The following is a 26112-nucleotide window of genomic DNA, read 5'->3' on the forward strand; positions in this document are numbered from 1 at the left end:
CATAGAGCTTGCCGGCGATTTAAAGAGTTGCGTAAGTTATAGTCAGGTGATGCGCGATAAGCTATATAAGGCGATGTGGTGTCATAGATACACCCAAGGCGGCTGATTGGATCGTTAACGGAGTACGTGAATTCACCCAGTAGGTGCGTTCACGGAGTACGTGATCGTTAGGTAAGTTTTCGGCAAATGGGCCAGCCAGGTGACCAGACGTAGCTCACAGCGACGTTCAGCGTTAGCGTACGCGATCCTCGTACTGTTAATCGCGGCGCTTGGATTTGCGCGCGCAGCGCGCGCAGCAGGTGAGAGCGTACTCTATTCCTTCAGCGGCGGCGCGGATGGGGGCAGCCCCTTCGGCGATCTCGTGCTAGGGGTTAACGGCGCACTCTACGGCACTACGACCGAGGGTGGTGTCCCGAACTGTCCACCATTTTCAGGATGCGGAACCGTATTCGAGCTGACGCCGCCGTCGGGGTCCGGCGGAGCCTGGACCGAGACGGTGCTTTACGCCTTCAACGGCGGCAGCGACGGACAGTCTCCAGAGGCGGCGCTCCTCGCGGGACCGAACGGGGTCTTCTACGGCACAACCGCGGGCGACGGCGTCACGACTTTTGGGACCGTGTTCGAGCTGATGCCGCCATCGATCGCGGGCGGGGCGTGGACTGAGACGGTGCTCTACAACTTCACCGGCGGAATCGATGGCGGAGTTCCGCAGGGCACTCTTGTTTCTGACAATAATGGTGTGCTCTATGGCGCCACTACAGTGAGCAACCCGGGCCTCGGCGTAATCTTCTCCCTGAGCCCTCCCGCGGTTTCGGGCGGGGCTTGGACCGAAACCGTGCTCTTCCCCTTCAGCCTCGGCGTCGAGGGCTCCGATCCGGAGGCCGGGCTGTTGCTCGACGGCGCGAGCGGCCTCCTGTACGGAACGACGAATTTCGGCGGGCCGCCGCTTATAGGAGGTGGAGGCGCGACTCTAGGCGCAGCGTTTTCGCTCGCGGCACCCACCGGCGGCGTGAGCCCCACCCCTTGGAATGAGACGGTATTGCATGGATTCCTGGAAAGTTCCCGCCTGCCCGACGGGTTCCACCCGCACGGGCGTCTTCTGCAGGATGCCGGGGGCGCGCTTTACGGGGTAACCTCTTCGGGCGGTCTGATCGCCGGTTCCGGCGGGACGGTCTTCGAATTGACGCCGCCGACCGTTGAGGGTGGTAGCTGGGGCGAGACCATTCTCTATTCCTTCGATGACGCGAACAATGGTTCGAGCCCGCTCGGCGGCTTAATCAGCGATGCGAACGGCGTACTCTACGGCACGACTGAACAGGGGGGCGCGTCGGCCGACAACTTCTCGCCAGGGGACGGCACGGTCTTCTCGTTGACGCCGCCATTCCTCGAAGGCGCCGCGACCGAGAGCGTGCTGCACTCCTTTAGCGACACTCCCGATGGCGCGCTGCCCTTTGCCGGCTTGGTGATGGACGACATCGGCCTGTTCTACGGCACGACTGCCAGCGGTGGCGCGTCGGGCTTCGGCACAGTCTTCGAGATCAATCCGTTCGCCACCCCCACACCTACTCCGACCTCCACGCCGACCCCGACGGTAACGTCAACTCCCACGATCACGCCAATCCCGACTCCGACGCTCACGCCCACTGTGACACGCACGCCGACGCCGACTATCACTGCAACGTCGAGCCCGACGGCGACGTCAACGCCCACGCCAACGACTACTCAAACCGCGACGCCGACCACAGTTTCAACGCCGACCTTAACTCCGACACCAACGTCAACCCCTACCCCTACCGCTACCGCAACCGTCACGCCCACGCCGACTCCAACTTTGACGCCAACCGCGACGCCCACAGCGATGATCGAACTGACGCCGACAACGGTCGAGCTCAAGACCACCGGCCACAGGAAAGCGATCAAAGTGAAGGCCGTCAAAGGCGGTATGTCTGTGCTGGGACCGATCACGGTCTCACTCGATCAGCCCAGTCTGTTTGAAATTACGAAGAACAAATGCGCGACGCTGACGATTCTCAAGCCCAACCATAAGTGCAAAGTCTATGTGGCGGCCTATGCAGGCGCGGGCGGTCAGAGCGCCTCGATCGCGGTCAGCGCGGCGAACGCGGCGCAGCAGACCGCGGTCCTGTCGGCGTCGGCGCCGACCACAAAGTAGCCCGCCGCGCGTCTGCCCTCCCCTGCGAACGCTCGCTAAGCAACGGAGCCCTTGAAAGGGCACGGGCGGCGTCGCTATCGTGGCGCGTGTTCGACACGGCGCCCATCTCGATGCGGGATTGAATAGTGGCGTGCGCCTCAGCCAGGCCTAACGTGCTCAATCGCCAGGTGGATTATGACACTGTGGAAAGCTGACCAGACCTTCTATCCGTCGCCGCGCATGGCGATGCAGGCGCCGCGCGAAAAGCTGGCCTACGTGGCGGCCTTCACTCCGGCGGCGGCGCAAACCGCCAGTTCTCCCAGGCGCGACGCAATGTGCGTGCTCGATCTCGATCCCGCCTCGTCGAGCTACAGCCAGGTCGTCGGGCGGCTCGAGATGCCGGTCGCCAGCGACGAATTGCATCACTTTGGCTGGAACGCCTGCAGCGCGGCGCTCTGCCCGTATGCACCGCATCCGCATGTCGAGCGGCGTTACCTGATCGTGCCGGGACTGCGTTCGTCGCGAATTTACATAATCGACACCAAGCCCGATCCGCGCGCGCCGAAAATCGTCAAGATAATCGAGCCGGAAGAGATCGCGTCGCGCACCGGGTACAGCCGTCCGCATACGATTCACTGCGGACCCGACGCGATTTACGTCAGCGCACTGGGAGCACCTAACGGCGAGGGGCCCGGCGGCCTGTTCCTGCTCGACCACGAAAGCTTTGACGTGCTGGGGCGTTGGGAGGTCGATCGCGGACCGCAGTATCTGGCCTACGACTTCTGGTGGCATCTCGGACACGACGTCGCGATTACCAGCGAGTGGGGCACGCCCAACATGATCGAGAAGGGGTTGCAGCCGGATCTGCTGATGGGCGGAAAGTATGGCCACGCGTTGCATCTGTGGGATTTGCGCCGCCGGCGCCATCTGCAAACGCTCGAAATGAGCGCCGAGTACCAGATGGCGCTCGAACTGCGGCCGGCGCACGATCCGACCAAAACCCATGGCTTCGTCGGCGTGGTGATCTCGACGAAGGATCTGTCGGCGTCGATCTGGTTGTGGCATCGCGATAAGGGCAACTGGGGCTTGCGGAAAATTATCGATGTGCCGGCCGAATTGGCTGATCCGGATCTGCTGCCGCCGGCGCTCAAGCCCTTCAAGGCCGTGCCGCCGCTGATCACCGACATCAATCTGAGCCTCGACGACCGCTATCTTTATCTCGCCTGCTTTGGCACCGGCGACCTGCAACAGTGGGACGTGAGCGATCCGTTCACGCCGAAGTTAACCGGCAAGGTGCGGCTGGGCGGAATCGTTGCCCACGCGCCGCATCCCAAGGCGGGTGCGTTGAATGGCGGCTCGCAGATGCTCGAACTGAGCCGCGACGGCAAGCGCATCTATCTGAGCAATTCGCTTTACGGCTCGTGGGATGAGCAGTTCTACCCGGAGGGGGTGCGCGGCTGGGTTACAGTGGTCAACGCAAACCCGGCCGGTGGCCTCGAAATTGACCCGAAATTCTTTGTGCCCTTCAGTGGCGAACGGGCTCATCAGGTGCGGCTCGAAGGGGGCGACTCCTCCTCGGATTCCTATTGCTACCCGTGAGCCGGGCGTGGCCCTGGGTCGCGATTACGCTGCTCGGCGCGTATCACGGCTTCGACCCGTCGATGGGGTGGCTGTTCGCCGTTGCGTTGGGCTTGCAGGAGAGGCGCCGGAGAAAAGTGATCGCGGCACTGTTCCCGATCGCGGCCGGGCATTTCATCTCGATCGCGCTGGTGGTGGGACTAATCGCCGGCGCGATGTCGAGCGCTTGGTGGATTATCCGTCCGGCCGGGGCCGCTGCCTTGATCCTGTTCGGGTTGTTCCGGCTTATCCGGCCGCGCGCCCATCCGCGCTGGGTTGCGATGAAGGTCAGTGCTTTTGATCTGGTTATCTGGTCATTCCTGATGGCGACGGCGCACGGCGCCGGCCTGATGCTTTTCCCGATCCTGCTCAAGCTACCGTCGTCTCCGGCGATGCCGATGGCGATGATGCATCACCATCACGCGCTGCCGGCGATCGGCGGCGGGGCGATCGGGCTGGTCGAGAGCCTCGCGGTGGTGCTTTTGCACACGGGCGCGATGTTCCTGACAATGGGCACGATCGCGATCGTGGTGTACGAATGGATCGGATTGCGCATCCTGCGCAGCGCGTGGATCAATCTCGATGCGATCTGGGCCGGCGCGCTAATCGCTGCGGGCGCGCTGTCGATCGTGATCTAGCAGAGCGAGGACTGAGTCGTCCGGTGCGGAGCTTTTGCAGTAAAGACCAGCACGGAGCTAAAGAATGTTGATGGACTACGACGACATCGTGGTTGGCGCGGGTTCGTCCGGCGCGGCGCTGGCGGCGCGGCTGAGCGAAGATCCCGATCGCGCAGTGCTGCTGCTCGAGGCCGGTCCGGATTATCCGGTTATTGCCGAGAGCCCGGACGACCTCCTGCACTCGTGGGTCTCGATGGGTCCGCACGATTGGGGCTACGCCGCCGAGGTCGTGCCTGGGCGCGAGATCGCCTTTCCGCGCGGCAAAGTGACGGGCGGCTCTTCTGCGGTCAACGGCCATATCGCGCTGCGCGGCACGCCCGAGGATTTCGACGAATGGGCGGCGCTCGGCAATCCGGAGTGGAGTTTCGAGAAGGTCCTGCCGGCCCATCGCAAGCTCGAGAACGATCGCGACGCGCATGGCGACTTTCACGGCGCCAACGGGCCCATCTGGATTGAGCGTCCGCAACCGGCCGCCTGGCAGCCGATCAATCGAGCCTTTTACGAGGCTTGCTGCGCGCAGGGCTATCCCGAAGTCTGGGATCACAATGATCCGCGCTCGACCGGCATCGGGCCATGGCCGCGCAATCGGCGCGAGGGCGTGCGCATCTCGACCGCGATCGGGTATCTCGCCGCAGCGCGTCCGCGGCTCAACCTGACGATCCGCGCCAACTGTAATGTCAATCGCGTAATCGTTGAGAACGGGCGGGCGACCGGCCTGCAAGTGGAGTGTGGCGGGATGGTTCAGCGCCTGCGCGCGCGGCGGATTACGCTCTCGGCCGGCGCGATCAATTCGCCGGCGATCCTGCTGCGCTCGGGTGTCGGACCGCGCGCCGAACTCGCGGCGCTGGGAATCGAGTCTGTCGTGGACGCGCCGGGCGTCGGCCGCAATCTAATCGATCATCTGCTGGTCTTCGTCGCCGGGACGCCGATGCCCGGTATTCCGCACGATCCGGCCGTGACCAATCCGATCGGGATTCGTTACACCGCGGACGGCTCGCGCGAATTCAACGACATGCAGATGTACATCTTCAACTTCTTCGATCCCAAAGTTGCGCCAGGCCTGAATCTCGATCTGCCGTTGCCGAGCGTCTCGGTGGTGCCCGGTCTGCAGCGTCCGCGCTCGCGCGGGCGCCTGACTTTGCGCAGCGCCGACCCGAATGTGCCGCCGCGGATCGAACTCAATTACCTCGATGATCCTGAAGACCTCCGCCGCATGATCGATGGGGTGCGGCTGGCATGGCGTCTAATGCATCGCGCGCCGTTCGCCGCCTATCTCAAGGAGATCGTCAATCTCACTCAGGAGGTGGTCGACTCGGATGCGGCCCTCGCGGATTTCGTACGAACCAATTGTAGCACGATCTACCATCCGGTAGGGACGGCTAAAATGGGCCCATCCAGCGATCCGCTGGCGGTGGTCGATCAGTTCTGCCGGGTGCGTGGGGTCGCCAACCTACGCGTGGTTGACGCCTCGGTCATGCCGAATATCGTGCGCGCGAACACCAACCTGACCTGCATCATGATCGGCGAGCGGGCCGCCGAGTGGATGCGCGCGGAGCCTTAGCGCTGCTTTTTCAAAGACGGTCGAGGGCTATTCATGGAAGCGGCCAGTACGGCGCCGGCACTCGCCTCGGAGGCGGCTCTACCAACCCACAAGTGGCTGATCGCGTTGGCGGTGATGCTCGGGACGGCGCTCGAAGTGCTCGACACCTCGATCATCAACGTGGCGTTGCCGCACATGCAGGGCAGCTTCTCGGCGAGCGTGGACGAGATCGCCTGGGTGCTGACAAGCTATCTGGTCGCGAACGGGATCATGCTGCCGATGACCGCGTGGATCTCGTCGCGGTTCGGCCGCAAGCGCTATTTTCTCGTTTCCGTGTTCGCCTTCGTCGCGGCGTCGGCGCTGTGCGGCGCGGCGGGATCGCTCCGGCAGATGGTGTTTTTTCGGCTGCTGCAGGGGGCCTCCGGCGCCGCGATGATTCCGTCTTCGCAAGCCATCCTGATGGAGACCTTTCCACCTGACGAGCAGCAGATGGCGATGGCGTTGTGGGGCGTGGGCCTGATGGTCGCGCCGATTCTCGGCCCGACGCTCGGCGGCTGGATCACGGACAATTGGAATTGGCGCTGGAACTTTTACATCAACCTGCCAATCGGAATGATCGCCTTCGCCATGGTCTCGGCCTTCGTGCACGACCCGCCTTTCATGCGCCAGCGCCGCGCCCGCGGCGGCAAGGTGGACTATCCAGGCATCGTGCTGTTGGTCCTGAGCCTCGGTGTGCTCCAGATCGTGCTGGATCGCGGACAGCGCGCCGACTGGTTCAACTCCTCGTGGGTGATCGCCGCGACGATTCTCTCGGCCGTCGCGTTTGTGGCGCTGGCTTTTCGCGAGCTGCGCTTCAGCGAACCGATTCTCGATTTGCGGGTGCTCAAATACCGCATCTTCGACGCAGCCATGATGGTAACCGTCGCCTTCAGCTCAATTCTCTTTGGCACACTACTGCTCAGTCCGGTCTTTCTGCAGGAATTGATGGGCTATGACGCCTGGAACGCGGGTCTCGTTCAGGCGCCGCGCGGCATCGGCTCGATGACCTCGATGATGATTGTCGGCAACCTCGCGCGCTTCGGCGTTGACACGACGAAGTTCATCGGTCTGGGCTTCACCCTGATCGCGATCGGATGCTGGTTCTCCGCGGATTACAGCCTGCAGTCGGCGACCTGGCCGATCGTCTGGCCGATGCTCGTGATGGGTCTCGGCTTCGGCATGATCTTTCCGCCGAGTTCCGCCGCGGCCATATCATGCGTCTCGCGCGAGCGCATGGGCAACGCCGCCAGTCTCTACAACATGATGCGCAATACGGGCGCGGCCGTCGGCATCGCCTGGATGACGAACATGCTGGTGAGCCATCAGCAGCTTCATCAATCGCGACTGGTCGAGCACTTCTCGGCCTTCGATGCGTGGCGGCTGGGCGCCGCCAGGCAAGCGATGCCCGGGTCGCCGTCGTTCAGCTTCATACCGCAGCTAATCACCGGCCAGAGGCAAGGGCTCGGGATGGTTTACGAGGCGATCCAGGCCCAATCGGCGATGCTGTCGTTCAACGACATCTATCGCATCCTCGCGCTGATCGCTGTGATCATGATTCCGTCCTTCCTGTTCCTGCGCGGCGCGACGAGCAGCGGCGGCGGCGCAGCTCATTGAGGCCGCGCCGCCACGATTCAGGAGTCTGTCCGTCGGCTCAGCCGCGGGCTGCGGCGAGCGCCTTCTGCCATGCGGGCAGCGCCGCGAGCGCGGCATAATAGCGCGTGATTTCGGGATAGTCGGCGACCGGATACTGCGCCGGCTCGGCCGTCGCCATCGGCGCGCCAATTGCGAAGTCGGCGATCGTCAGCTTGTTGCCGACCAGCCATTCACGCCCCTTGAGCGCGGCGTTCAAAACCTTCGCGCATTTGTGAAACTGCGTCTCGCCCTTGGCGACTTCCGCCGGGTCCGGCGCGCCCGCGCCGACGAGTTTTTTCACGAACCGCTCGAAGGTGAGAATCGCGCAGGCCGGGAACCAATCGGCGGCGTCCCACGAATGCCAGCGCAAAACATCGGCCTGCGCCTTGGCGTCCGACGGCCAGAGCCCGCTCGCCGGTTTCTTCGCCGCCATGTACTGGAGGATCGCGTTCGACTCCCACAGCACGAAGCCGTCGTCCTCGAGCACCGGCATCCGCTCGTTGGGATTAAGCGCTGCGAATTCTGGTTTGTGCTGTTCACCCGTGAATAGATCGACCATTTTCATCTCGCAATCGAGGCCTAGATGATACGCGAGCGCCATGGTCTTGGTCGCGCGCGGTGACGGTGGAAATGCGTGCAGTTTCATAAGCTACTCCTTGTGCGATGGTTAACTGCTCAATCCATAGTCGCACGAAGCGGCCTCGGATCGACAATCGGCGTTAGACTCTATAGTGTCACTGAACCGGCGTGCGCCTGGTAGTGGCCCAGCACCATGTCCCAGCCGCTGTCATAGTTCTTGCGCCCTGCGGTGAGCTTCGCGTCCTGCTCCCAGCCGGAGTGTTCGAGCTCGACGCGCGTGCCTGCGCCCTCCGCGATGAAGCGGACTTCCACTTGCGTCGGAAAGTCCCAACTCGGCGCGCGGAAAGTGAAGGCCACGAGGGCCGGCGGCTGATAGGCGGTGACGCGGCCAATCTCGGACTCGGCGCCGTCGGGGCTGCGCTCGAAATAGCGGCTGCCAACGCGTTTTTCGATAAACGCTTTGGTCTCCTTGCCGAAGCCGCCGGGCCACCACTGACTCATCTCTTCGCAGAATATCCTGAATGAGACTTCCGGCGAGCGCTCCACCTTGATCGACTTGCGAATCGTCATGATTTCTCCTCAGCGTAGCGTTTGAAAGCTTCGAGTGCGGTTTCCCAAAATCGTTCGACATCTTCGAATTCCATAATCAACCGCCTGATTGAGCGGCCTCCCGCCTGTGCCAACTCGTAAATGCGTTCGCGACCGTGGCGGCGCGCACGGATAAGTCCGGCCCCGGCAAGCAGGCGCGTGTGTTTGCAGATGGCCGGCCGGCTCATCGCAAAGCCTGCGGCGAGAGCGCTCGCGCGGCGCGGGCCGCCAGCCAGCCGGCGCAGCAGCTCGCGGCGGGTCGGATCCGCCAGCACCGCGATCGTCGCGTCGAGTCTCATGGAAGATATGTAACCGTTCAGTTACATATTGTCAGCGAGATCGGCAGCAGCCGCGATGCATGGATAATCCGGGATTCTTCGCTCCGGCAGCCTTCGCTCAGAATGACAAGTGGTTCAATGCTACTGAAAGTAGCGCCGTCATTCTGAGAAGCCGGCGATGGAGTTGCACGAATGGGTATTCGCGACCCACTTGCGCAGAGATTCCCTAGCTTTGGGCTTGCGCGCCGTAGCGGCGTTCGGGCTCGATGTGCGTCAGGAAGTGCGGCCGCATCCACGCAATCAACGCCGGCAGGATGAGCATCGCGGCAAGCAGATTGGTGACCATCAGGAGAATTAGGATCAGGCTCATCTCGTTCTGAAAGAGCAACGGCGACAAGGCCCACGGCGCAAGGCCGGCGACGATCACGAGGAAGGTGGCGATGACCCATCGGCCCGCACCGTGAATCGCGTAGCGCACCGCGTCATCGAGCTCGAGTCCCGCCGCCATCGCGTCCTGAATCCCGGCCAGGAGGTAAACGGCAAAGCAGAGACCGAGCCCCATCCCGAGCGAGATGACCGAGATGGTATCGGTGGTGAGACCGATGGCATTCTGATTCAAGTAGGCGAAGCCGAGAAAGTTTGCCGCCATCGCGATCAGCACCAGCAGTGCGCCGGCGAGGAACGAACGCGCCATAATTGCGCCGAGGATGAAGATAGCTGAGAGGACGAGCGCGAGATTCAGTAGATTGAGCCGCTGCGTGACGTCATTGATTGCCAGGTAGAGTCCGGCTTCGCCTCCAAGGTAGAGCAGCTTGACCTGATTGAGACCATGGTCCGGCGTCACGCGCTCGCGCACAAAAGTGTCGAGGTCTGCGCGCAGGCGGTTGAGCCGCGCCGCAGTGTGGTCCGGCAGGAGCATCAGGATACGGCCGTTGCGTGCGGAGGGCTGGTAGGCGAAGTAGGCCTTGGGCTCGTCGGGCGCGGCGGCGCCGAAAAAGAAGCCCCACAGATTCGCACTGAGCATCTCGCTGTCGGGAATCGCCATGAACTTGGGAAAACCGTTGTGCAGCAACATGTTCATCGGCTTTTCGGCGACATTGCCGAAGCCGAGCACGGCCGAGGCGTCGCCGCGTTCGAGCAGATAATCTGCGAGGTCGTCGCCCATCCGCATCGTCGCGGTGCCCATCGTAGATTGAGGGCTGGGGAACTCCGGTGTTTCGAGCACCACCCAGGCGGTATTGGTTGGAACAAAGCGGGCGATTTCAGCGGTGTCCCGATTGATTTTCGCATCTTCCCGATAGATCGGAGTGCCTGGGGTCTGATAGCCGATAAGCACGCGTTGCTCGGCGACGAGGCCCACAATCAGGGCAACGACGGCGGCGCCGATCAGGACGAGGCGCGGCCAGCCGGCGCTAATCGTGAGATTGGTGAGGCGATCGCGCCATCCGCGGCGCACGCCAACCGGAGCGCGATGCAGCTCCGGTGACGGCAGATAGCTCACGAGAATCGGCTGACCGGCGAAAACCACGACGAGACTCGCGCCCATCCATACCGCGCCGCCGATTCCGAGTTGCCGCAAGACCGGGATACTGCCCACCGCGACGAAGGCAATGCCCGCGATACTGATCAGCACGGCGATCAGGCCCGGCCGCCACAGCGCATCGGCGGTGGTCACGCAGGCTCCAATCTTATCGTCCTGGCGATCGAGCTCGTGATAAAAATGTCCCTGCCATTGGATGCCGTGACCGAGATCCCGCGCGGTCATGATCAAGGGTAGGACCAGCATCGCCGGGTCGAAGTTGTAACCCTTGAGGCTCATAAAGCCGACGCCCCATATGGCGGAACAGACCCCGGTCACGACCGGCGCCCACCAGCCGCGCCGCCGTCCGAGGCAGAGCCAGGTCAACAACAGCATCAGGGCGAATGACGCGCCGAAGATCTTCTCGATGCGCGGCAGATAATGGTAGCCCCAGGCCGCGAACATCAGAGGGCCACTGGCATAAATCGTCGTGTTGGCGTCCTGATGATCGCGAATGATTTGCTGAACGCCATCGAAGACCCCCACATAATCGAGCGTGCCTTCATTGAAACTCGCGACCACGAGTGCGCCCTTGAGATCTTCGGTGACGAGGCCCGCGAGCTGCTCGCGATGCACCAGGACATTAGCCTTGAGCTCGGCGATACCGGCAGCCGTCGCCGGGACCTTGGGCCACATGAAGGGTTCCGACTTGAGGACACCGGGCAAGGCGCGAGCGTAAAGCACGCGATAGGAAGCGAGCGAAAAGAGTTCGTTATGGTTGACCCCGGGGAGGGCGTTAACCTTATCGCTCATATCCTGGATCGCGTGCAGCGTGCGCGGCGTGAAAATGTCGCCGTCTTTCACCCGCAGCATCAGGACTAGCGTCTGCGCCCCGCCATAGGCTTCGCGAAACTGCCGGTAGAGGACGGTGTTGGGGTGCGCCGCCGGAAACAGGTCTTCAAATTTGGTCGCGATCGGAACGTGCATTGCCTGGTAACTCATGAAGGCGGTCACGGCGAGCAGGAGCAGACCGACCGGCTGGCGAAAGTCGAGCAGCCACGCGCCGTAGCTCCGCTGACGGGTCGAGCTTTTCCGATTCACCACGTTATCCTTTCGGAGCCGGGCGGCTGCGGGACTAGACCAAGTACCGTAACCGCCTGACTCGGTTGGGCGGGCCCGTCAGGCACAAGGATCACGGCAATCAGTTCACGTGTTCCCAGGCATGATAGGAGCTGCGCACGAGCGGACCGGATTCGACGTGGCGAAAGCCCAGAGCGATTCCGATCGCTTTGAGCTCGGCGAACTCGGCGGGCGGGACGTAGCGCACGACCGGAAGATGATCCGGCGAGGGGCGCAGATACTGCCCGAGCGTCAGGATGTCGCACCCGGCGGCGCGCAGGTCGCGGAGCACCTGGATGAGCTCGTCGCGCTCCTCACCGAGGCCCAGCATCACGCCGGCTTTGGTGAGCAACGCGCGGCCGTGCGCCGCCGCCTTGGCGTAAGCGAGGACCTCGAGCGAGAGCTCATAGCGGCCGCCGGGGCGGCATTTCCGGTAGAGGCTCGGCACAGTCTCGATATTGTGATTGTAGATGTCGACCGGCGCGGCGACCACGGTCTCGACGCTCGCGTGCGCGCCCTTGAAATCGGGCACCAGCACTTCGACCCGCGCGCCGGGCGTCGCGGCCTTGATCGCGTGCGCGGTCGCGGCGAAATGCGCAGCGCCGCCGTCGGCGAGATCGTCGCGATCCACCGACGTCACAACGACATGTTGCAACCCCAGCCGCGCCACCGCCTCGCCTATACGTCGGGGCTCGTCGGGATCGAGCGGGCGCACGCGGCCGTGCGCGACTGCGCAGTAGGGACAATTGCGCGTGCAGACATCGCCCATCAGCATGAAGGTGGCCGTGCGATGCCCGAAGCACTCACCGATATTCGGACAGCAGGCCTCCTGACAGACTGTGTGCAGCTTGAGCTCGGCGAGCGTCGCGCGCGTGCGGAAGTATTCGGGCGAGGTGGGCGCGCGAACCTTGATCCACTCCGGATGTTTGCGCTCGCCCATGATTTATCCGTGAGCAGCGAGGTCGTCGGGCGCGGCGGGAGTTGCGACGAGCGCGCGGCCGTTGAGAGCTTCAACTTGCTGATAGCCAAAAACCGCAGCGAACGCCTCTGCGATCAGCCCCGAGAATGCGGCCATCGAGACCCCTTCGACTCCAAGCTTGGCGATCGAGGTCATATGGCAGCCGGCAATTCCGCACGGCACGATCCGCGCGAAGCCGTCGGGGTCGATCGCGACGTTAACCGCGAAGCCATGCAGCGTCACCCAGCGGCGGATACCGACTCCGATTGAGGCAATCTTCTCAGTCCCAACCCATACGCCGGTCAACCCGGCGCGGCGCTCGGCGGCGATACCGCAACGCGCGAGCGCCGCGATGATCACCTGCTCGAGCCGGCGCAGGTAGCGCATGACGTCGCGCTCCGCGCCTTCGAGCTTCAGGATTGGATAGCCGACCAGTTGGCCGGGCCCGTGCCAGGTCACCTGCCCGCCGCGCGATACGCGATGAATCGGCACGCCCGCGGGCGGGTCGAGGAGGAAGCGTTCATCAGCGCCGCGGCCGAGCGTGTAAGTCGGGGGATGCTCGAGCACGAGCAGCGTATCAGCGCTCGTGTCATGCGATCGTTGCGCGACCAGCGCCTGCTGCAACTCGAGCGCCGCAGCGTAATCGACGCGGCCGAGGCGGGCGATGCGCAGAATCGACATCAGAAGTTAATCGCCTCGCCCTCCGCCGCGAGCGCAGCCTCCATGATGGTCTCGGAGAGCGTCGGATGAGGGTGCACGCTGCGGCCAATCTCGGCGGTGGTCGTTTCGAGTGTCTTTCCGAGCACCACTTCGGAGATCAGGTCGGTGGCATGATGGCCGATGATCTGACATCCGAGCACTTCGCCGTATTGTTTGCTGGCGACGATTTTGACGAAGCCCTCGGTCTGATTGACCGCAACTGATTTGCCGTTGGAGCGGAACGGAATCTTGCCGACCTTGACTTCGATTCCCCGCGCAACCGCGTCCGCTTCGCTCAAGCCGACGGTCGCAACTTCCGGTTCGCAATAGATGCAGCCTGGGATGGCGAGCAAGTCGAAGCCGGGCTCGCGCACCCCGGCCATGATCTCAACCGCGGCGATACCCTCGGCGGAGGCCTTATGCGCCAGCAACGGCATCCGCGCGACGTCGCCGATCGCATAGATAGTCGCGCACGAGGTGCGGAACGAATCATCAATCTTGATAAAGCCGCGCTCGACTTCGATGCCGACGCGGTCGAGACCGAGGTCGCGGCTGAGCGGGCCGCGTCCGACCGCGACCAGCACTGCCTCCGCCTCGACGGTCTTGGCGGCGCCGGCGACGTCGAGGGTGACGGTCCATTTGCCGTCGTGGCGCGTCATCGATTTGTAGCCGTGGCCGAGCAGGATATTGGCGCCGCGCTTGACGAAGGCCTTGCGCAGTTCTTCGGCAACCTCGGCGTCGAAGCCCGGCAGCATCTGCTTTTCTAGCTCGACAATCGTCAGCTTGGCGCCGAAGGCTTGGTAGAAGTATCCAAATTCTAGTCCGATGGCGCCGGCGCCGATGACAATGATGCTAGCGGGGACGTGATCGTGAAGCAGGGCCTCGCGGCTAGTCATAACGCCGTCGCCGACGGCCATCCCGGGGAAAAGACGCTCGCCCGAGCCGGTCGCGATGAGGATGCGCTCGGCTTCGACGGCCTCGGCGGGGGGCGCCGGTTTGCCCGGCGCGGGCGTCAGGGCGACGCGGTTCGGCCCGCTGATCGCGCCGTGAGCTTCGATGTAATCGACCTTGTTCTTGCGCAGTAGAAAGCGCACGCCCTTCGAGAGCTTGTCGGCGGCCTCGCGGCTGCGCGCGATGACGCGCTTGAAATCGACGCTGACCTCGCCGACCGCGATCCCGTGCTCCTGCGCCGCGCCGCGAATCGTCTCCATCGCTTCAGCGGAGTTGAGCAGGGCCTTGCTCGGGATACAACCCCAATTCAGGCAGACGCCGCCCGGCAGATCGCGCTCGATAACTGCGACTTTCATCTTGAGCTGGCTCGCCCGTATCGCGGCGACATAACCGCCGGGACCTGAGCCAATCACGACAAGATCATAACGGGAGTTGGCCAAGCTTCACCTCGTGGCGAGCATCATACACGCCGCCTTACGAAACTAGCAGGCTTGCCGGGTTTTCGAGAAAGCGTTTGATCTCGTTGACGAAGCGCGCGCCAACCACGCCGTCGATGATGCGATGGTCGCAGGCCACCGTCAGCATCATGGTTTTGCCGACGGCCAACTGGCCGTTTCTCACCACCGGCTTTTCCTTGACCGCGCTGACCGCCAGGATGCCGGCCTGCGGCGGGACGATGACCGCGGCGAAATGCTCGACCCCGAGCATCCCCATGTTCGAGATGGTGAAAGTCCCACCCGACAGATCGTCGCCGCTGAAGCCGCCGCGCGCCGCCTTGCCGACCAGCCGATGGGCGGCCGCAGAGATTTCCGGCAGCGTCAGCCGCTCGCATTCGTGAATCACCGGAACGATCAACCCGTCCTCGACCGCCACCGCCATCCCGATATTGATATGCGGATAGATGACCACGCCGTCGTCCTGAAAACTCGCATTCATGCGCGTATAGCGCGCCAGCGCCAGCGCAGTCGCTTTGACGATGATGTCGTTGTAGGTGATGTCCTCTTCGAACAGCTCGGTCACTTCGAGCGACTTCTTGAGCTTGACCGCCTCTTCCATATCGACCTCCACGGTGACGTAGAAGTGCGGGATTTCGCGCTTGGACTGGGCCATCCGCTGCGCGATCGTGCGGCGCATCTTCGAGAGCTCTTCGCGCGTGCCCGGCAGCCCCTCGCGCGGCGCGACCAGGCGGCGGAAGCGGAAGAGCTGCTGCTCACGAACGAAATTATCGATATCGCGCTTGGTGACGCGCCCCTCCGGCCCGCTGCCATGGACCTGCGCCAGGTCGATGCCGGCTTCGTCGGCGGCGCGCCGCGCCAGCGGCGAGGCGCGCAGCTTGCCGTCGTGAGGCGCCGGTGGATGAGGCTCCGTGGTCGCGAGCGCGCGGGGCGGCGGCGCGGCGATCGCGGTCGGCGTCGCCGACGGATGAGCGCTGAGCGCAGGATGGCTCTCGTGGGATAAGGGAAACGCGCCGCCGTCGTCGGCGTCCGCCGGCGCTTCGGGATCGTCTTTCGTAAAGACGGAAGCGGGATTCTCCATAGCGTTCGTCGAGGCTTCGGGCGGAGCCTGAGGGGCCGCTTTCTCCGCGGCGCGGCGTTTGGCGGGACGGATTGGCGTAACGCGCTCGGCGGTTGACGACCGCTTTGCGGTTGAATTTTCCACCGGCGCGAGAGCCTCGGGAGTTGCCGCTCGAGGCGCCGACGCCGCAGTGTTGCGCGATTCTCCCGCCGTGCCACCTGCCGACGCGCCATCCGCTGCACGCAGCATCGCGATCGTCGCGCCGACCGGCGCCGATTCGCCCTCCTTGAGCCGAATCTCTTCGAGCACGCCGTCATCGAACGATTCCATCACCATGTCGGCCTTGTCGGTCTCGACTTCGGCCAAGGCGTCGCCGTGACGAACCTGATCGCCCGGATGCTTGAGCCAGCGAATGATTTTGCCTTCCTCCATCGTGTCGGAAAGCTTCGGCATCGTGATTTCATTGCTCATGAGTGAATCCTTCAGGTGGTCGCCTGCGCTGACGATGAGGCATGAATCAGATAATCAACCCGCCGGATTGCTTAGACCAGCCGCTCCGCGGCCTTGACGATATCTGCAGCGCTCGGCAGCGCCGCGTGCTCGAGCCGCGCGTTGTAGGGAATCGGCGTGTCGAGCGTCGCCACGCGTTCGATCGGCGCGTCGAGGCTGTCGAAGGCGGTCTCGTAAATTTGCGCCGCGATCTCCGCCCCGGCGCCGCCGGTACGCCAGCCCTCATATACGATAATCGCTTTCCCGGTCTTCTTGACCGACTCGACGACCGTTTTGAGGTCGAGCGGATTGAGCGTGCGCAGATCGATTACTTCGGCGTCGATCCCCTCATTTTCGAGCGCTTCCGCTGCCGACAACGTGTCGTACACGCACTTCGAGTAGGAGATCAGCGTGACGTCCTTGCCCTCGCGCGCGCGCCGCGCCTGCCCCAGCGGCACCAGATGATCGCCGTCGGGCACTTCGCCCTTCACGCCGTAGAGCGATTCGTGCTCGAGGAAGACGACGGGATCCTCCTGCCGGATACAGGATTTCAGCAGGCCCTTGGCGTCGGCCGGCGTCGCCGGGATGACGACGCGCAGTCCGGGACAATGCAGAAAATAGGCTTCGAGACTCTGGCTGTGCTGCGCGCCAAGCTGATGGCCCGCGCCCTGGGGCGCGCGGATGACCATCGGGACCTTGGCGTGGCCGCCGAACATATAGTGAATTTTCGCGGCGCTGTTGACGATCTGATCGATCGCGAGCAGGCCGAAATTGATCGTCATCAGCTCGACCACCGGCTTCAGCCCGCCCATCGCCGCGCCGACCCCGGCGCCGACGATCGTCAATTCGGAGATCGGCGTATCGCGCACGCGGCGCTCGCCGTACACCGCGAGCAGCCCGTCGGTGACCTTGAAGGCGCCGCCGAAGTAGCCGACCTCCTCGCCCATGATAAAGACCCGGCTGTCGCGATCCATCTCTTCGCGCAGCGCCTGGTTCAAGGCCTCACGATAAGTAATTAGCGCCATCTTAGTCTGTCACCATCTAGGCGTCCCGGTTTTCTTCGACGTAAACATATTTTCCGAGGGTCTCGAGGCCGGGCTCGGGACTTTCCTCGGCGAACTTCACCGCGTCGTCAATAACCGCGACAACCTCGCGCTCGGCCTCGTCGAGCTGGGCCTCGCTGACTCGTTGATCGAGCAACATGCGGCGGCGGAGATTCTTGATCGGATCGCGCTCCTGCCAGATGCGCTCCTCGCGGCGCGAGCGGTACTCGGCCGGGTCCGACATCGAGTGGCCGCGAAAGCGATAGGTCACCGCCTCGATCAGCGAGGGGCCGTCGCCCTCGCGCGCACGCGCCGCAGCTTCGGTCGCCGCGCCATAAACGTCGAGTACGTTCATCCCGTCCACGCGCACGCCCGGCATCTTGTAGGGCTCGGCGAAACGGTAGAGCTCTTCCTGACAGATGGCGTTCTGCACCATCGTGCCCATCCCGTAGAAGTTGTTCTCGCAGACGAAAACCACCGGCAGCTTCCAGAGCGAGGCGAGGTTGAGGCTTTCGTGAAAGGCGCCCTGCGGCAGCGCGCCGTCGCCGAAGAAGCAACACACGACGTCGGGTTCCTCGCGGTACTTGGCCGAGAGGCCGAGGCCGGTCGCGATCGGCAGGCCGCCGCCCACGATCGCGTAGCCGCCCATGAAGCGCAGATTCGGATCAAACAGATGCATCGAGCCGCCGTGGCCGCGCGAGAGCCCGGTCGCTTTGCCGAAGAGTTCGGCCATCACGGCGCGCGGCGACGCCCCCTTGGCGAGACAATGGCCATGCTCGCGATAGGTCGAAACCACGTAGTCCTTGCTGTTGAGCGCCGCGATCGCGCCGACCGCCACCGCCTCCTCTCCAGCGTACAGATGGCAAAAGCCGGTGATCTTGCCGCGCGAGTACATCTCGGCAGTCTTTTCTTCGAAGCGGCGAATCAGCACCATCCGCCGGTAAAGGTCGAGCAACTGAACCTCGTCCATCGTGAGCAACGCCCGTTCAGCAATATGTTTGTCCCGTTCGAGGGCCATCCAAATACTCCCTTGCGCCGCGCCGGCGCCGGACCAACTGATCAAAACAGTAACGCAATCCCACTGGCGGAGTAAGGGAGTTAACGATTTAGCGCGCATCAGCCGTGCAAAGCCCAGGAACACTATTGCCGATCGACCGCTCGATAGCGGGTGCCGACGACAGCCCAGTCGAGGTGGTCGAGAAATCGCGTCACATAAATCTCGCGACTCCGGTAATCGATCGACCAGGCGTGGTCGGCCACATCGCACACTACCAGCGGGTTCGCGCCCGTCCAGCCGCCCGCGTTCTGCGCCCCGGTCGCGACGTTGTGCCAGCGGTCGTCGTAGGGATCATAGACGAGCATCGCCCATTCCTCGGCGCCGCGCGCGCACGCGCTGAAATCCTCGCGCCAGTCGGCCATCGCGCCCATATGCTCGTTCATATTCGCGATCAGGTATTGCGAGGGAGTAGTCGGGGCGTCAGCCAGAATGCGAAAATAGAATTCGTGCAAGAGGACGGAATTCGCTGCCGTCATTTGCGCATTGCGCAGCTCGGCGTATTCCTTGGCCTGAGCGCTGCTGCGCGGCGCGGTGGCAAGTGCGCTCTCTGCAGCCTGAAGCCTGGCAAACTGTTCGCGGTAAACCGCATAGTTCTGCCCGAGTTGACGCCGTGAAAGAAAGCCCGGAATCTCGGCGCGCGGCAACTGCATCAGGGTGCGCGGCTGAAACCCGGACAGCCCTTTCAAGAGCCCTTCGAATGACAGGCCCGTCTCCGTCGGCGGCGCCGCAAAGGCGCGCCGCACAATTCCGTTGCTCAGCGCCGAGCCGGCAACTCCGGCTGTCATCAATGCCGCGGCGCGCAGGAAGCGCCGCCGCGCGCGATTCGCCATTTTGGCGGAAGCTCCCTCTGTTCCCCGCGCCATCATCAATTTACCTCTTCGTCGGCGGGATGCGCCGACCGGAATTGCGCGAGCAGAATCAGGTCGTAAAGTATTTTCAGGCCCCCCGCGCAGATTAGCGGCCAGCCGAAGTTTGAGGCGTCGAGCAGTGCGCCGGCCGGCAATGGCGCGAAGGCGCTGGCGAGACTGCGCGGGACGTTGGTGACGCTCGCCGCGGCGGCGCGCTCTTCGGGCTCGACGATCGCCATCACATACGATTGCCGCGCCGGCACATCCATCGACGACAGCGCCGATCGCGCCAGCAGAAGCGCGATCGCCCGCCTGGCGTTGGGCATCAGGGCCGCCGCGATCAGCAACGCGTTCGCCGGGATATGCGTATAGGCCATCGTACGGACTCGTCCGATGCGGGCGGCGACAACTGTCGAGAGCAGTTGTGAAAGCGCGCCGAGCAATCCCGCGGCAAAGAAGAAAGTCCCGGCAACTTCGAGATCGAGATTGAAACGGCGAAACAGCCAAAGCGCCAGCAGCGACTGCACGACGAAACCGCCGCCGAAGGCGTCGAGGCTGAAGAGCGCCGAGAGCTTGAGCACCATGCGACGCGATTTTCCGAGTGACGCGCCGGCGCCCGTTGGCGGCGCCTGATGCGTCGGCTGGCGCAGCTTCGCGTAAACCACGCCGGCTATAATCGCGATTATCGAATAGCCGAGGAAGACCATGCGTTCCGCCGCGACTGGACGGGAACCGGCGCGGGCGGCCACTATCGCGGGGATTCCGCTCGCCAACGCACCGAGCGCTCCGGCAATCGCGCCGGCGACGTTGTAGAATCCGAACATCGAGGTCAGATCGCGGTCTGCGACCGATTCGGCCAGCGCGGTCTGCTCCGCCGGCAGAAAAAGACTGACATCGCCGGCGGAAGGGTTCATCGTCCCGATAACCGCGACGGCGAACAGCGTCCAGAAACCGGCGGCGCTAAAAAACCCGATCCCGGTCGCAAACATCAGAACGCTGGCACTGATCAGGATACGCCGCGGCGCGATCCGGCTGCCGGCAAGGCCAACCCACAGCGTCAGCACCGCCGAACCCAGCAGCGTCCCGAAGACGATCGCGCCAACTTGAAACGAGCCCAATCCGATCGCTGTCAGATAACTCGGCAGGATGACGCTGACGGCACCGTCGGCGAAGCCGCGCAGCGCACGCGTCGCCAGCAGCAGTTTTGCGTCGGCAGACGCGCGCGCCGAAAACCAGCCTGCCATCCGGTCTTGCCAGCCGATTATCCGCGCTCTCGTGGCGCTATGAATGCAAGTCCTTGGAGCCCTTGATCAGGCGGTCCCGCAACGCGATGTTGGTTGCGGCGTCGATCATGGTCCAGGCCATTGCGAGCGCGCCATCAAAGACCGCGCGATCAGCCTCTGCCTTGATGCAGTGCGCGGTGAATTCCGGCTGATGGTTTACCGCCGGCATCGAGCCCAGACCGATCATCGGATGAATCGACGGGATTTTTAGCGAGACGTTGCCCATATCGGTCGAGCCGGCGGCGCGCGCGAAATCCGAGTTCGGCGGCAATCGCACCGTGTCCAGCAGCTTGCGTCCGGCCGCGGTCGCGTTCGTGCGATAGAGCGCGAGCAGATCCGCGTCATGACGCATCTCGGCGTAGGGCTTGTCACCACCCGTGATTTTCATCGTCGCGCCGGTGGCGAGAGCGCCCGCCTCGAAACATCGATGCACCCGCGGGAGCAGGCGTTGCAGTTTTTCGATGGTCTCGGCCCGCGCGATATAGCGCGCCGCGGTATGCGCCGGAATTACGTTGGCCGCGTCCCCGCCTTTGGTGATGATGCCGTGGATGCGCTCGGAGTGCCGAATATGCTGGCGCAGCAGCCCAATCGCGGTTTGCGCGATTGTCAGGGCGTCGGCGGCGTTGACCCCGCGTTCGGGGAAAGCCGCGGCGTGCGCCTCCTTGCCGGTATAGCTGATCTCGAACTGCGCGGCGGCAATGATCGGCGGCTCGGCCAAATCCACCGGCGCCGGATGAATCATCATGGCGGCATGGGCGCCGTCGAAGCCGCCGCGCTCGAGCAGCTCGATCTTGCCGCCGGCGTTGCACACCTCCTCGGCCGGCGTGCCGATCAGGCTGACGGTCAAGCCGGCGTCATCGGCGATGCGTGCAGCCGCGATCGCAGCGCCGACACTCATCGCGGCTATGATGTTATGCCCGCAGGCGTGACCGATCCCAGGTAGCGCGTCATATTCAGCGCAGATCGCGATATGGAGCGGCCCCGAACCTGCGCGCGCAATCACCGCTGTCGGCAAATCGAAGATGCCGCGGCGAACCTCGAAGCCTTCGTCCGCCAGCGCTTCCGCCACCCACGTCGAGGATTTCTCCTCCTCCCATCCGAGTTCCGGATGAGCATGGATGCGATGGCTCAGTGCGACGAGCCGGTCCCGGCGTGAAAGTAAACGTTCGCGGGCGGCGTCCTTGATCTCCATCATCTACCTCCTTACCGATCTACTTGTTCAATTCGAGCCTTCGTATGGTGGAAAATCTCTTGTTGAAGTACAAGGCAGGGGCTAAGCCTGAAGCCATGAACAAATGCGACCTTTGCGAGTTGAAAGAATACACCCCGTGGTACGCGAGTTTCACCCAGCCGTTCAAGTTCACGCTGCTCGAGTGCGACTCCTGCGACACGCCGATGGCGGTGCTCGGCGACCATCGCGTCGCACCTACCGACGAGGAACGCGCCTTTATGGTCGAGGCCCTATCGCTGGTAGCGCGTCATAAATACGGCGCGGACGGCTTTATCATCGACGGCGTGATGCGGCAGATTCCCGACCATTGCCATCTCCACGCGCGGCCCAAGCGCTGGCCCGGACTGTAATCTGCGTGCGCATCCGCCGGATTTCACCTCGCGGGCAGGGCTCGATGGTAGCGTTTGTTCAGCAGTTGCGCTAACATTCCGACGGTTCGTACATTACCTGTGCTCATACGACGGAGGTTTTGGATGAGTTCATCATTTATGCGCGCCTGTGCGCCGATCCTATTGGTTGCGGTCGTTTCGATCGGGCTCGTCGGTGCGGGAACAGCGCTCGCGGCGACACCCGCCACCACAATCAAGATGAGTGATACGCCACCTAAGTTTTTGCCCGAGAAAGTGACGATCAAAGCCGGCCAGAGCGTCGAGTGGGTCAACAATGCCGCGACGCTCCATTCCGTCGACGCCGACGCCTCGATGGTGCAGAATCCCAAAGATGTCGTGCTACCGGCCGGCGCCAAACCCTTCGATTCGGGCTTCATGCCGCCGGGCGGCACATTTGATTACACCTTTACGGTTCCCGGCGCCTATCACTACACCTGCGTGCCCCACGAGAAAGACGGCATGAAGGGCGAGATCGACGTTACAAAATAACGCGCTGTGCGATTTGATCGATAACCACCGGACCGCTATTGTGGCGCGCAAGCCGATCGCGATGGGTCAAGACTGATGAAGCCGCGTAACTTGATGAAGATAGTGCTGGCCGGCGCGTTTCTCGGCGCGGCCACGATGGTTACATCGCAGGCGCGCGCCTTTCCCTGGGCTACCGATATGTATCGCGGCCCGCAGGTTGCGACCTTTGCCGAAGCGCCGCGCCAGATGCCCGACGGCGTGATGCCCGTCGATGGTATCCATTACAACGTTCACTATGGTCAGCCGAGCGGCATCGCCGACACGCAGGCCATCCCGCCGATGAAGCTCGAAATGATGACCGTGAAGATGCAGAATCCGCTCCAGCCGGACGCCGCGAATCTGGCGGCGGGCAAGGAGCGTTTTGAGACCAACTGCTCGCCGTGTCACGGCATGACCGGAGCGGGTAATGGCACCGTAGCTCATCTGCTGCATCATCCGCCGAAAAATCTTTTGACTGGCGTCAGCAAGAATCTGCCCGACGGTTACATCTACGGCTACATCCGCAACGGCGGTATCTGGATGCCGGCATACGACGACGCGATGTCCTCGAAGGAGCGCTGGCAGACGGTGCTCTACGTCCGCGAGCTCGAGCGCAAGTACGGCGGCGAGACCAGCATCGCCGCGGCGCCGCCGCCCGAGGATCGCCACGTGACCGACTCCGACGCCGCTTACACGGAAACCGGCTCGGATAGCCCGTAACCCTCTTCGATAGCAACACAGTCTGCGCATCAGGCAAAATCCTGTGACGGCGCGTTATTCAGATGGATGACGCGCCGTTGATCTGTGCATTGGTAGTGGTGGAGGGAGCTTCCGGCAGCGTGGGAAAGAGCGTTTAATTCTACCGCAACGTTCCAGACGTCGTGTCGTAAAGATTATTGGCGATGCTAAGCGGATCACTTTCGAGCTGAAGCGTTTTCCACGGCACATCGTCCGTTATCACGAGGAAAGCAATGCCTCATGAAGCAGCTCGCATGAAGCGCGCGAGCCTCTGGCGCGCCAGCCTGCTCGCGATAGTCGCCGTCGCCGCGGTGCTCCCGTGCACGGCGTTGGCGCAGGCGATGGCGCTCGCCCAGGTGGTCGCCGAGGTCCAGCGCGTCAATCCGCAGGTCCGTGGCGCGCGCTTTCGCTGGGAATCGGCGCAGCATCAGATTATTCAGAATTACACCCCCGTCGATCCGCAGTTCGCCTTCTCGAACCTCGATAGCTGGCGCGGGGTCAACGACGCCGGCGAACAGAGTATGCTGTTTACGCAGGCGTTGCAGTTTCCCGGCAAAGGCCTGCTGCAGGGTCGCAACGCGCGGCGCACCGCCGGAATCGCCCATCTGACCTATCTCGCCGCAGTGCGCGACATCACGGCGCAGGCCAAAACCGCCTACTACCAGATTCAGCTCGACCTTGCGCTCAACGATCTGATGACGGAGAACGTCGCGAATCTCGCGCGGGTGCTGAAGGTGACGCAGATCGCCTACACCGCGAATCTCGCGACCCAGGGCGACTATATTAATGCGAAGTTCGCGCTCGAGGCCGACCGCGAACTGGTGCGCCAGCAGGCGGTCGCGATCGCCAACGACAAGACCGCGCTCAATATCCTGCTCGATCGCAAACCCGATGAGCCGTTGCAGGTTGATCTGAATTTCGATCTCGCGACCTTCGAAACCAGTCTCGATCAGGTGATCGATCGCGCCGTCAGCGCGCGCCAGGAAATCCTCGAAGCCGCCCTCGCGCAGGACAATCAGAATACTGCGGTGACACTCGCCGAGCTTGAATATGCCCCGGATTACACTTTGGGTCTCGGGTACGATCATTTTCTTAGCGCGAACTTTGCGCCTGCGCTTAACCATAACAAAGACTGGAATCTCGAGGTCAGTTTCAATCTGCCGATTTTCTTCTGGGCCAAAAATGAGGACATCCGCCGCGCGCATCGCGATCTCGACGCCGCGCGCGAAGACCTCGATTCGATTCGCACGCAAACCGCCGGACAGGTGACCGTGCTCTATCGGCAAATCCTCCGTGCGCGCGAAACCGCGACGCTCTATCAACACACCCTCATCCCGCTGGCCCATCAGGCCTTCGAGGTGATGCTGATCTCATATCAGGGCGGCAAGAGCGACTTCACCACGCTCATCAGCACCTTCCGTCAGCAAAGCGACGCGCGCGTGACCTATCTGCAGGCGGTCAACCAGTTGCTCGCGCAAAAAGTCGCGCTCGAGCAGGCGGCCGGAGGCAGCCTGCAGTGAGCGGTTTGACCAGGTTGCTTCGGCCGCTCGCGGGCCTCGCCGCAATTGCCGCCTTGCTCGCGCTCAGCGCGGCCGGATGCGACAGTGCGCCGCCGGCCGACAGCAGCGACAGTCCGCCGCCGATGGTGAGTCTGATCCATCAGGATCAGGGCGCGGATTTGCTCCAGTTACCACGCGGCGGCGTGCCGGGCATGACCGAGACGACGCTAGCGGCGGTCGATCTGCCGGGCGTGCTCGAGACCACCGGGCAGATCACCTTCGATGATCGCCGCGTCGCCAATATCATCTCGCGCGTCACCGGGCGGATCGAAGAGGTCCGCGTCTCCCAGTGGGACAATGTCCAGCGCGGGCAGCCGATCCTGACGCTTTACAGCCCCGACTTCATGACCGCGGAGGCCGAATATCTCCAGGCCAAGGCGGCCGGGCCGGCGCTGGCCCCCGGGGGCGCCGACAGCGATCAGTTCGCGCGCTCGATGCTCGAGGCGGCGCGCCGCAAACTCGATCTGCTGGGCATCAGCCCCGCGCAGATCGAGAGCATCTGGACCGCCGCGCCAAGCTTCGTGATGCGCGCGCCGATCAGCGGCACGATCGTGCAAAACCAGGCGCTGCGCGGCTCCGCGGTCAATCCCGGCGACGTCCTCTACTCCGTCGGCACGCTCGACGACGTCTGGGTCGTCGCCGACATCTACGAGGACGAACTGGCCCGCGTGCGGGTCGGCCAGCAGCTCGAAGCCGTCGCGACCGCTTATCCCAGCGAGACCTTTTACGGCACGATCGCCCGCATCAGCCCGGGCGTCGATCCCAACACGCACACAATTCAGATCCGCTGCGAGGTCAAGAACCCCGGCCTTAAGCTCAAGCCGCAGATGCTCGCCGTCGTGAAGATCCTCGTCCAGCCCGGGCACGCGCTAGTTGTACCGGTCGATGCGCTCGTCTTTGAAACCGACGCCTATATGGCCTATGTCGATACCGGCAACGGCCGTATCGAGCAGCGCAAGGTGGCGATCGCCTCCTGGAACCAGCCCGGCTTTGCCCGCGTGGTATCGGGACTCACGGCCGGCGATCGCGTCATCACCGGCGAGTCGTTGCAGGTCGATCAGTTGTGGAACCGCGCTCACGGGGCCAAATCCTGAGCCGCTTTTTTCAA

Annotated in this window: 23 protein-coding genes; 10 read left to right on the top strand and 13 right to left on the bottom strand. The window is 63.4% G+C overall.

Annotated elements, in window-relative coordinates; genetic code table 11:
• The first annotated feature begins 199 nt into the window (after positions 1-199).
• From VKS22_13960 to VKS22_13980, 5 genes are all read left to right on the top strand, one after another.
• Positions 200-2170 carry a choice-of-anchor tandem repeat GloVer-containing protein gene (locus tag VKS22_13960; GenBank protein HLW71714.1) on the top strand — a complete coding sequence of 657 codons (1971 nt, stop codon included), beginning with the start codon at positions 200-202 and terminating at the stop codon, positions 2168-2170.
• Positions 2171-2344: 174 nt separating this feature from the next.
• Positions 2345-3748: a selenium-binding family protein gene (locus VKS22_13965; protein ID HLW71715.1), complete on the top strand. Its 1404-nt coding sequence runs from the start codon at positions 2345-2347 to the stop codon at positions 3746-3748.
• On the top strand, positions 3745-4404 hold the full coding sequence (locus VKS22_13970) for a hypothetical protein (protein HLW71716.1): 660 nt from the start codon (positions 3745-3747) through the stop codon (positions 4402-4404). Before VKS22_13965 ends, VKS22_13970 begins: the two co-directional genes overlap by 4 nt.
• Positions 4405-4474: 70 nt before the next feature.
• Positions 4475-6004 carry a GMC oxidoreductase gene (locus VKS22_13975; GenBank protein ID HLW71717.1) on the top strand — a complete coding sequence of 510 codons (1530 nt, stop codon included), beginning with the start codon at positions 4475-4477 and terminating at the stop codon, positions 6002-6004.
• Positions 6005-6037: 33 nt separating this feature from the next.
• Positions 6038-7636 (top strand): DHA2 family efflux MFS transporter permease subunit, encoded by a 1599-nt coding sequence (locus VKS22_13980; GenBank protein ID HLW71718.1) that lies wholly within the window; start codon positions 6038-6040, stop codon positions 7634-7636.
• Positions 7637-7673: 37 nt separating this feature from the next.
• On the opposite strand, the gene VKS22_13985 is transcribed toward VKS22_13980, so the two are convergent.
• The 13 genes from VKS22_13985 to VKS22_14045 all read right to left on the bottom strand — a co-directional run bounded on the left by VKS22_13985 (position 7674) and on the right by VKS22_14045 (position 21772).
• Positions 7674-8300, bottom strand: coding sequence for a glutathione S-transferase family protein (locus VKS22_13985; GenBank protein HLW71719.1), 627 nt, complete (start codon positions 8298-8300; stop codon positions 7674-7676).
• An 80-nt stretch (positions 8301-8380) separates the two neighbouring features.
• On the bottom strand, positions 8381-8803 hold the full coding sequence (locus tag VKS22_13990; protein HLW71720.1) for an SRPBCC domain-containing protein: 423 nt from the start codon (positions 8801-8803) through the stop codon (positions 8381-8383).
• Positions 8800-9120, bottom strand: a complete 321-nt coding sequence (locus VKS22_13995) for a metalloregulator ArsR/SmtB family transcription factor (GenBank protein ID HLW71721.1) — start codon at positions 9118-9120, stop codon at positions 8800-8802. Before VKS22_13995 ends, VKS22_13990 begins: the two co-directional genes overlap by 4 nt.
• 205 nt (positions 9121-9325) lie before the next feature.
• Positions 9326-11719, bottom strand: coding sequence for an MMPL family transporter (locus VKS22_14000; GenBank protein HLW71722.1), 2394 nt, complete (start codon positions 11717-11719; stop codon positions 9326-9328).
• Between the two features lie 100 nt (positions 11720-11819).
• A complete protein-coding gene (gene lipA / locus VKS22_14005; protein HLW71723.1) occupies positions 11820-12677 on the bottom strand; it encodes a lipoyl synthase in 858 nt (285 codons plus the stop codon).
• A 3-nt stretch (positions 12678-12680) separates the two neighbouring features.
• Positions 12681-13376 (bottom strand): lipoyl(octanoyl) transferase LipB, encoded by a 696-nt coding sequence (gene lipB, locus VKS22_14010; protein ID HLW71724.1) that lies wholly within the window; start codon positions 13374-13376, stop codon positions 12681-12683.
• Complete coding sequence (gene lpdA, locus VKS22_14015) at positions 13376-14785, bottom strand: dihydrolipoyl dehydrogenase (protein ID HLW71725.1); 1410 nt, start codon at positions 14783-14785, stop codon at positions 13376-13378. The genes lipB and lpdA overlap by 1 nt, the downstream gene beginning before the upstream one ends.
• A gap of 34 nt (positions 14786-14819) precedes the next feature.
• Positions 14820-16331, bottom strand: coding sequence for a 2-oxo acid dehydrogenase subunit E2 (locus tag VKS22_14020; GenBank protein HLW71726.1), 1512 nt, complete (start codon positions 16329-16331; stop codon positions 14820-14822).
• A 71-nt stretch (positions 16332-16402) separates the two neighbouring features.
• Positions 16403-17374 (bottom strand): alpha-ketoacid dehydrogenase subunit beta, encoded by a 972-nt coding sequence (locus tag VKS22_14025; GenBank protein HLW71727.1) that lies wholly within the window; start codon positions 17372-17374, stop codon positions 16403-16405.
• 16 nt (positions 17375-17390) lie between these two features.
• Entirely contained in the window at positions 17391-18410 is a 1020-nt protein-coding gene (gene pdhA / locus VKS22_14030; GenBank protein ID HLW71728.1) for a pyruvate dehydrogenase (acetyl-transferring) E1 component subunit alpha, read from the bottom strand.
• A gap of 122 nt (positions 18411-18532) precedes the next feature.
• Positions 18533-19312, bottom strand: coding sequence for a Fe-Mn family superoxide dismutase (locus VKS22_14035; GenBank protein HLW71729.1), 780 nt, complete (start codon positions 19310-19312; stop codon positions 18533-18535).
• Positions 19313-19314: 2 nt separating this feature from the next.
• On the bottom strand, positions 19315-20541 hold the full coding sequence (locus VKS22_14040; GenBank protein HLW71730.1) for an MFS transporter: 1227 nt from the start codon (positions 20539-20541) through the stop codon (positions 19315-19317).
• A gap of 37 nt (positions 20542-20578) precedes the next feature.
• Complete coding sequence (locus VKS22_14045) at positions 20579-21772, bottom strand: M20 family metallopeptidase (GenBank protein ID HLW71731.1); 1194 nt, start codon at positions 21770-21772, stop codon at positions 20579-20581.
• Positions 21773-21834: 62 nt separating this feature from the next.
• Here VKS22_14045 and VKS22_14050 point away from each other — a divergent pair, with 62 nt between their 5' ends.
• From VKS22_14050 to VKS22_14070, 5 genes are all read left to right on the top strand, one after another.
• Positions 21835-22161, top strand: coding sequence for a hypothetical protein (locus VKS22_14050; protein ID HLW71732.1), 327 nt, complete (start codon positions 21835-21837; stop codon positions 22159-22161).
• A gap of 123 nt (positions 22162-22284) precedes the next feature.
• On the top strand, positions 22285-22689 hold the full coding sequence (locus VKS22_14055) for a plastocyanin/azurin family copper-binding protein (protein ID HLW71733.1): 405 nt from the start codon (positions 22285-22287) through the stop codon (positions 22687-22689).
• A 75-nt stretch (positions 22690-22764) separates the two neighbouring features.
• Positions 22765-23427, top strand: a complete 663-nt coding sequence (locus VKS22_14060) for a c-type cytochrome (protein ID HLW71734.1) — start codon at positions 22765-22767, stop codon at positions 23425-23427.
• A 251-nt stretch (positions 23428-23678) separates the two neighbouring features.
• Positions 23679-24965, top strand: coding sequence for a TolC family protein (locus VKS22_14065; protein ID HLW71735.1), 1287 nt, complete (start codon positions 23679-23681; stop codon positions 24963-24965).
• A complete protein-coding gene (locus VKS22_14070) occupies positions 24962-26098 on the top strand; it encodes an efflux RND transporter periplasmic adaptor subunit (protein ID HLW71736.1) in 1137 nt (378 codons plus the stop codon). Before VKS22_14065 ends, VKS22_14070 begins: the two co-directional genes overlap by 4 nt.
• Positions 26099-26112: the final 14 nt, after the last annotated feature.

The organism is Candidatus Binataceae bacterium (genome assembly GCA_035308025.1).
In the GTDB taxonomy this organism is placed as follows: Bacteria; Desulfobacterota; Binatia; order Binatales; family Binataceae; genus JAJPHI01.

What these genes read in the sequence shown, in the direction of transcription:
- lipA (HLW71723.1), bottom strand. Translation starts at nt 12,677, where the DNA reads ATGGGCGAGCGCAAACATCCGGAGTGGATCAAGGTTCGCGCGCCCACC.
- VKS22_14060 (HLW71734.1), top strand. Translation starts at nt 22,765, where the DNA reads ATGAAGCCGCGTAACTTGATGAAGATAGTGCTGGCCGGCGCGTTTCTC.
- VKS22_13965 (HLW71715.1), top strand. Translation starts at nt 2,345, where the DNA reads ATGACACTGTGGAAAGCTGACCAGACCTTCTATCCGTCGCCGCGCATG.
- VKS22_13995 (HLW71721.1), bottom strand. Translation starts at nt 9,120, where the DNA reads ATGAGACTCGACGCGACGATCGCGGTGCTGGCGGATCCGACCCGCCGC.
- VKS22_14020 (HLW71726.1), bottom strand. Translation starts at nt 16,331, where the DNA reads ATGAGCAATGAAATCACGATGCCGAAGCTTTCCGACACGATGGAGGAA.
- VKS22_13975 (HLW71717.1), top strand. Translation starts at nt 4,475, where the DNA reads ATGGACTACGACGACATCGTGGTTGGCGCGGGTTCGTCCGGCGCGGCG.
- VKS22_14045 (HLW71731.1), bottom strand. Translation starts at nt 21,772, where the DNA reads ATGGAGATCAAGGACGCCGCCCGCGAACGTTTACTTTCACGCCGGGAC.
- pdhA (HLW71728.1), bottom strand. Translation starts at nt 18,410, where the DNA reads ATGGCCCTCGAACGGGACAAACATATTGCTGAACGGGCGTTGCTCACG.
- VKS22_14055 (HLW71733.1), top strand. Translation starts at nt 22,285, where the DNA reads ATGAGTTCATCATTTATGCGCGCCTGTGCGCCGATCCTATTGGTTGCG.
- VKS22_13990 (HLW71720.1), bottom strand. Translation starts at nt 8,803, where the DNA reads ATGACGATTCGCAAGTCGATCAAGGTGGAGCGCTCGCCGGAAGTCTCA.
- VKS22_14040 (HLW71730.1), bottom strand. Translation starts at nt 20,541, where the DNA reads ATGGCAGGCTGGTTTTCGGCGCGCGCGTCTGCCGACGCAAAACTGCTG.
- VKS22_14065 (HLW71735.1), top strand. Translation starts at nt 23,679, where the DNA reads ATGCCTCATGAAGCAGCTCGCATGAAGCGCGCGAGCCTCTGGCGCGCC.
- VKS22_13985 (HLW71719.1), bottom strand. Translation starts at nt 8,300, where the DNA reads ATGAAACTGCACGCATTTCCACCGTCACCGCGCGCGACCAAGACCATG.
- VKS22_14025 (HLW71727.1), bottom strand. Translation starts at nt 17,374, where the DNA reads ATGGCGCTAATTACTTATCGTGAGGCCTTGAACCAGGCGCTGCGCGAA.
- VKS22_14035 (HLW71729.1), bottom strand. Translation starts at nt 19,312, where the DNA reads ATGGCGCGGGGAACAGAGGGAGCTTCCGCCAAAATGGCGAATCGCGCG.
- VKS22_13980 (HLW71718.1), top strand. Translation starts at nt 6,038, where the DNA reads ATGGAAGCGGCCAGTACGGCGCCGGCACTCGCCTCGGAGGCGGCTCTA.
- lipB (HLW71724.1), bottom strand. Translation starts at nt 13,376, where the DNA reads ATGTCGATTCTGCGCATCGCCCGCCTCGGCCGCGTCGATTACGCTGCG.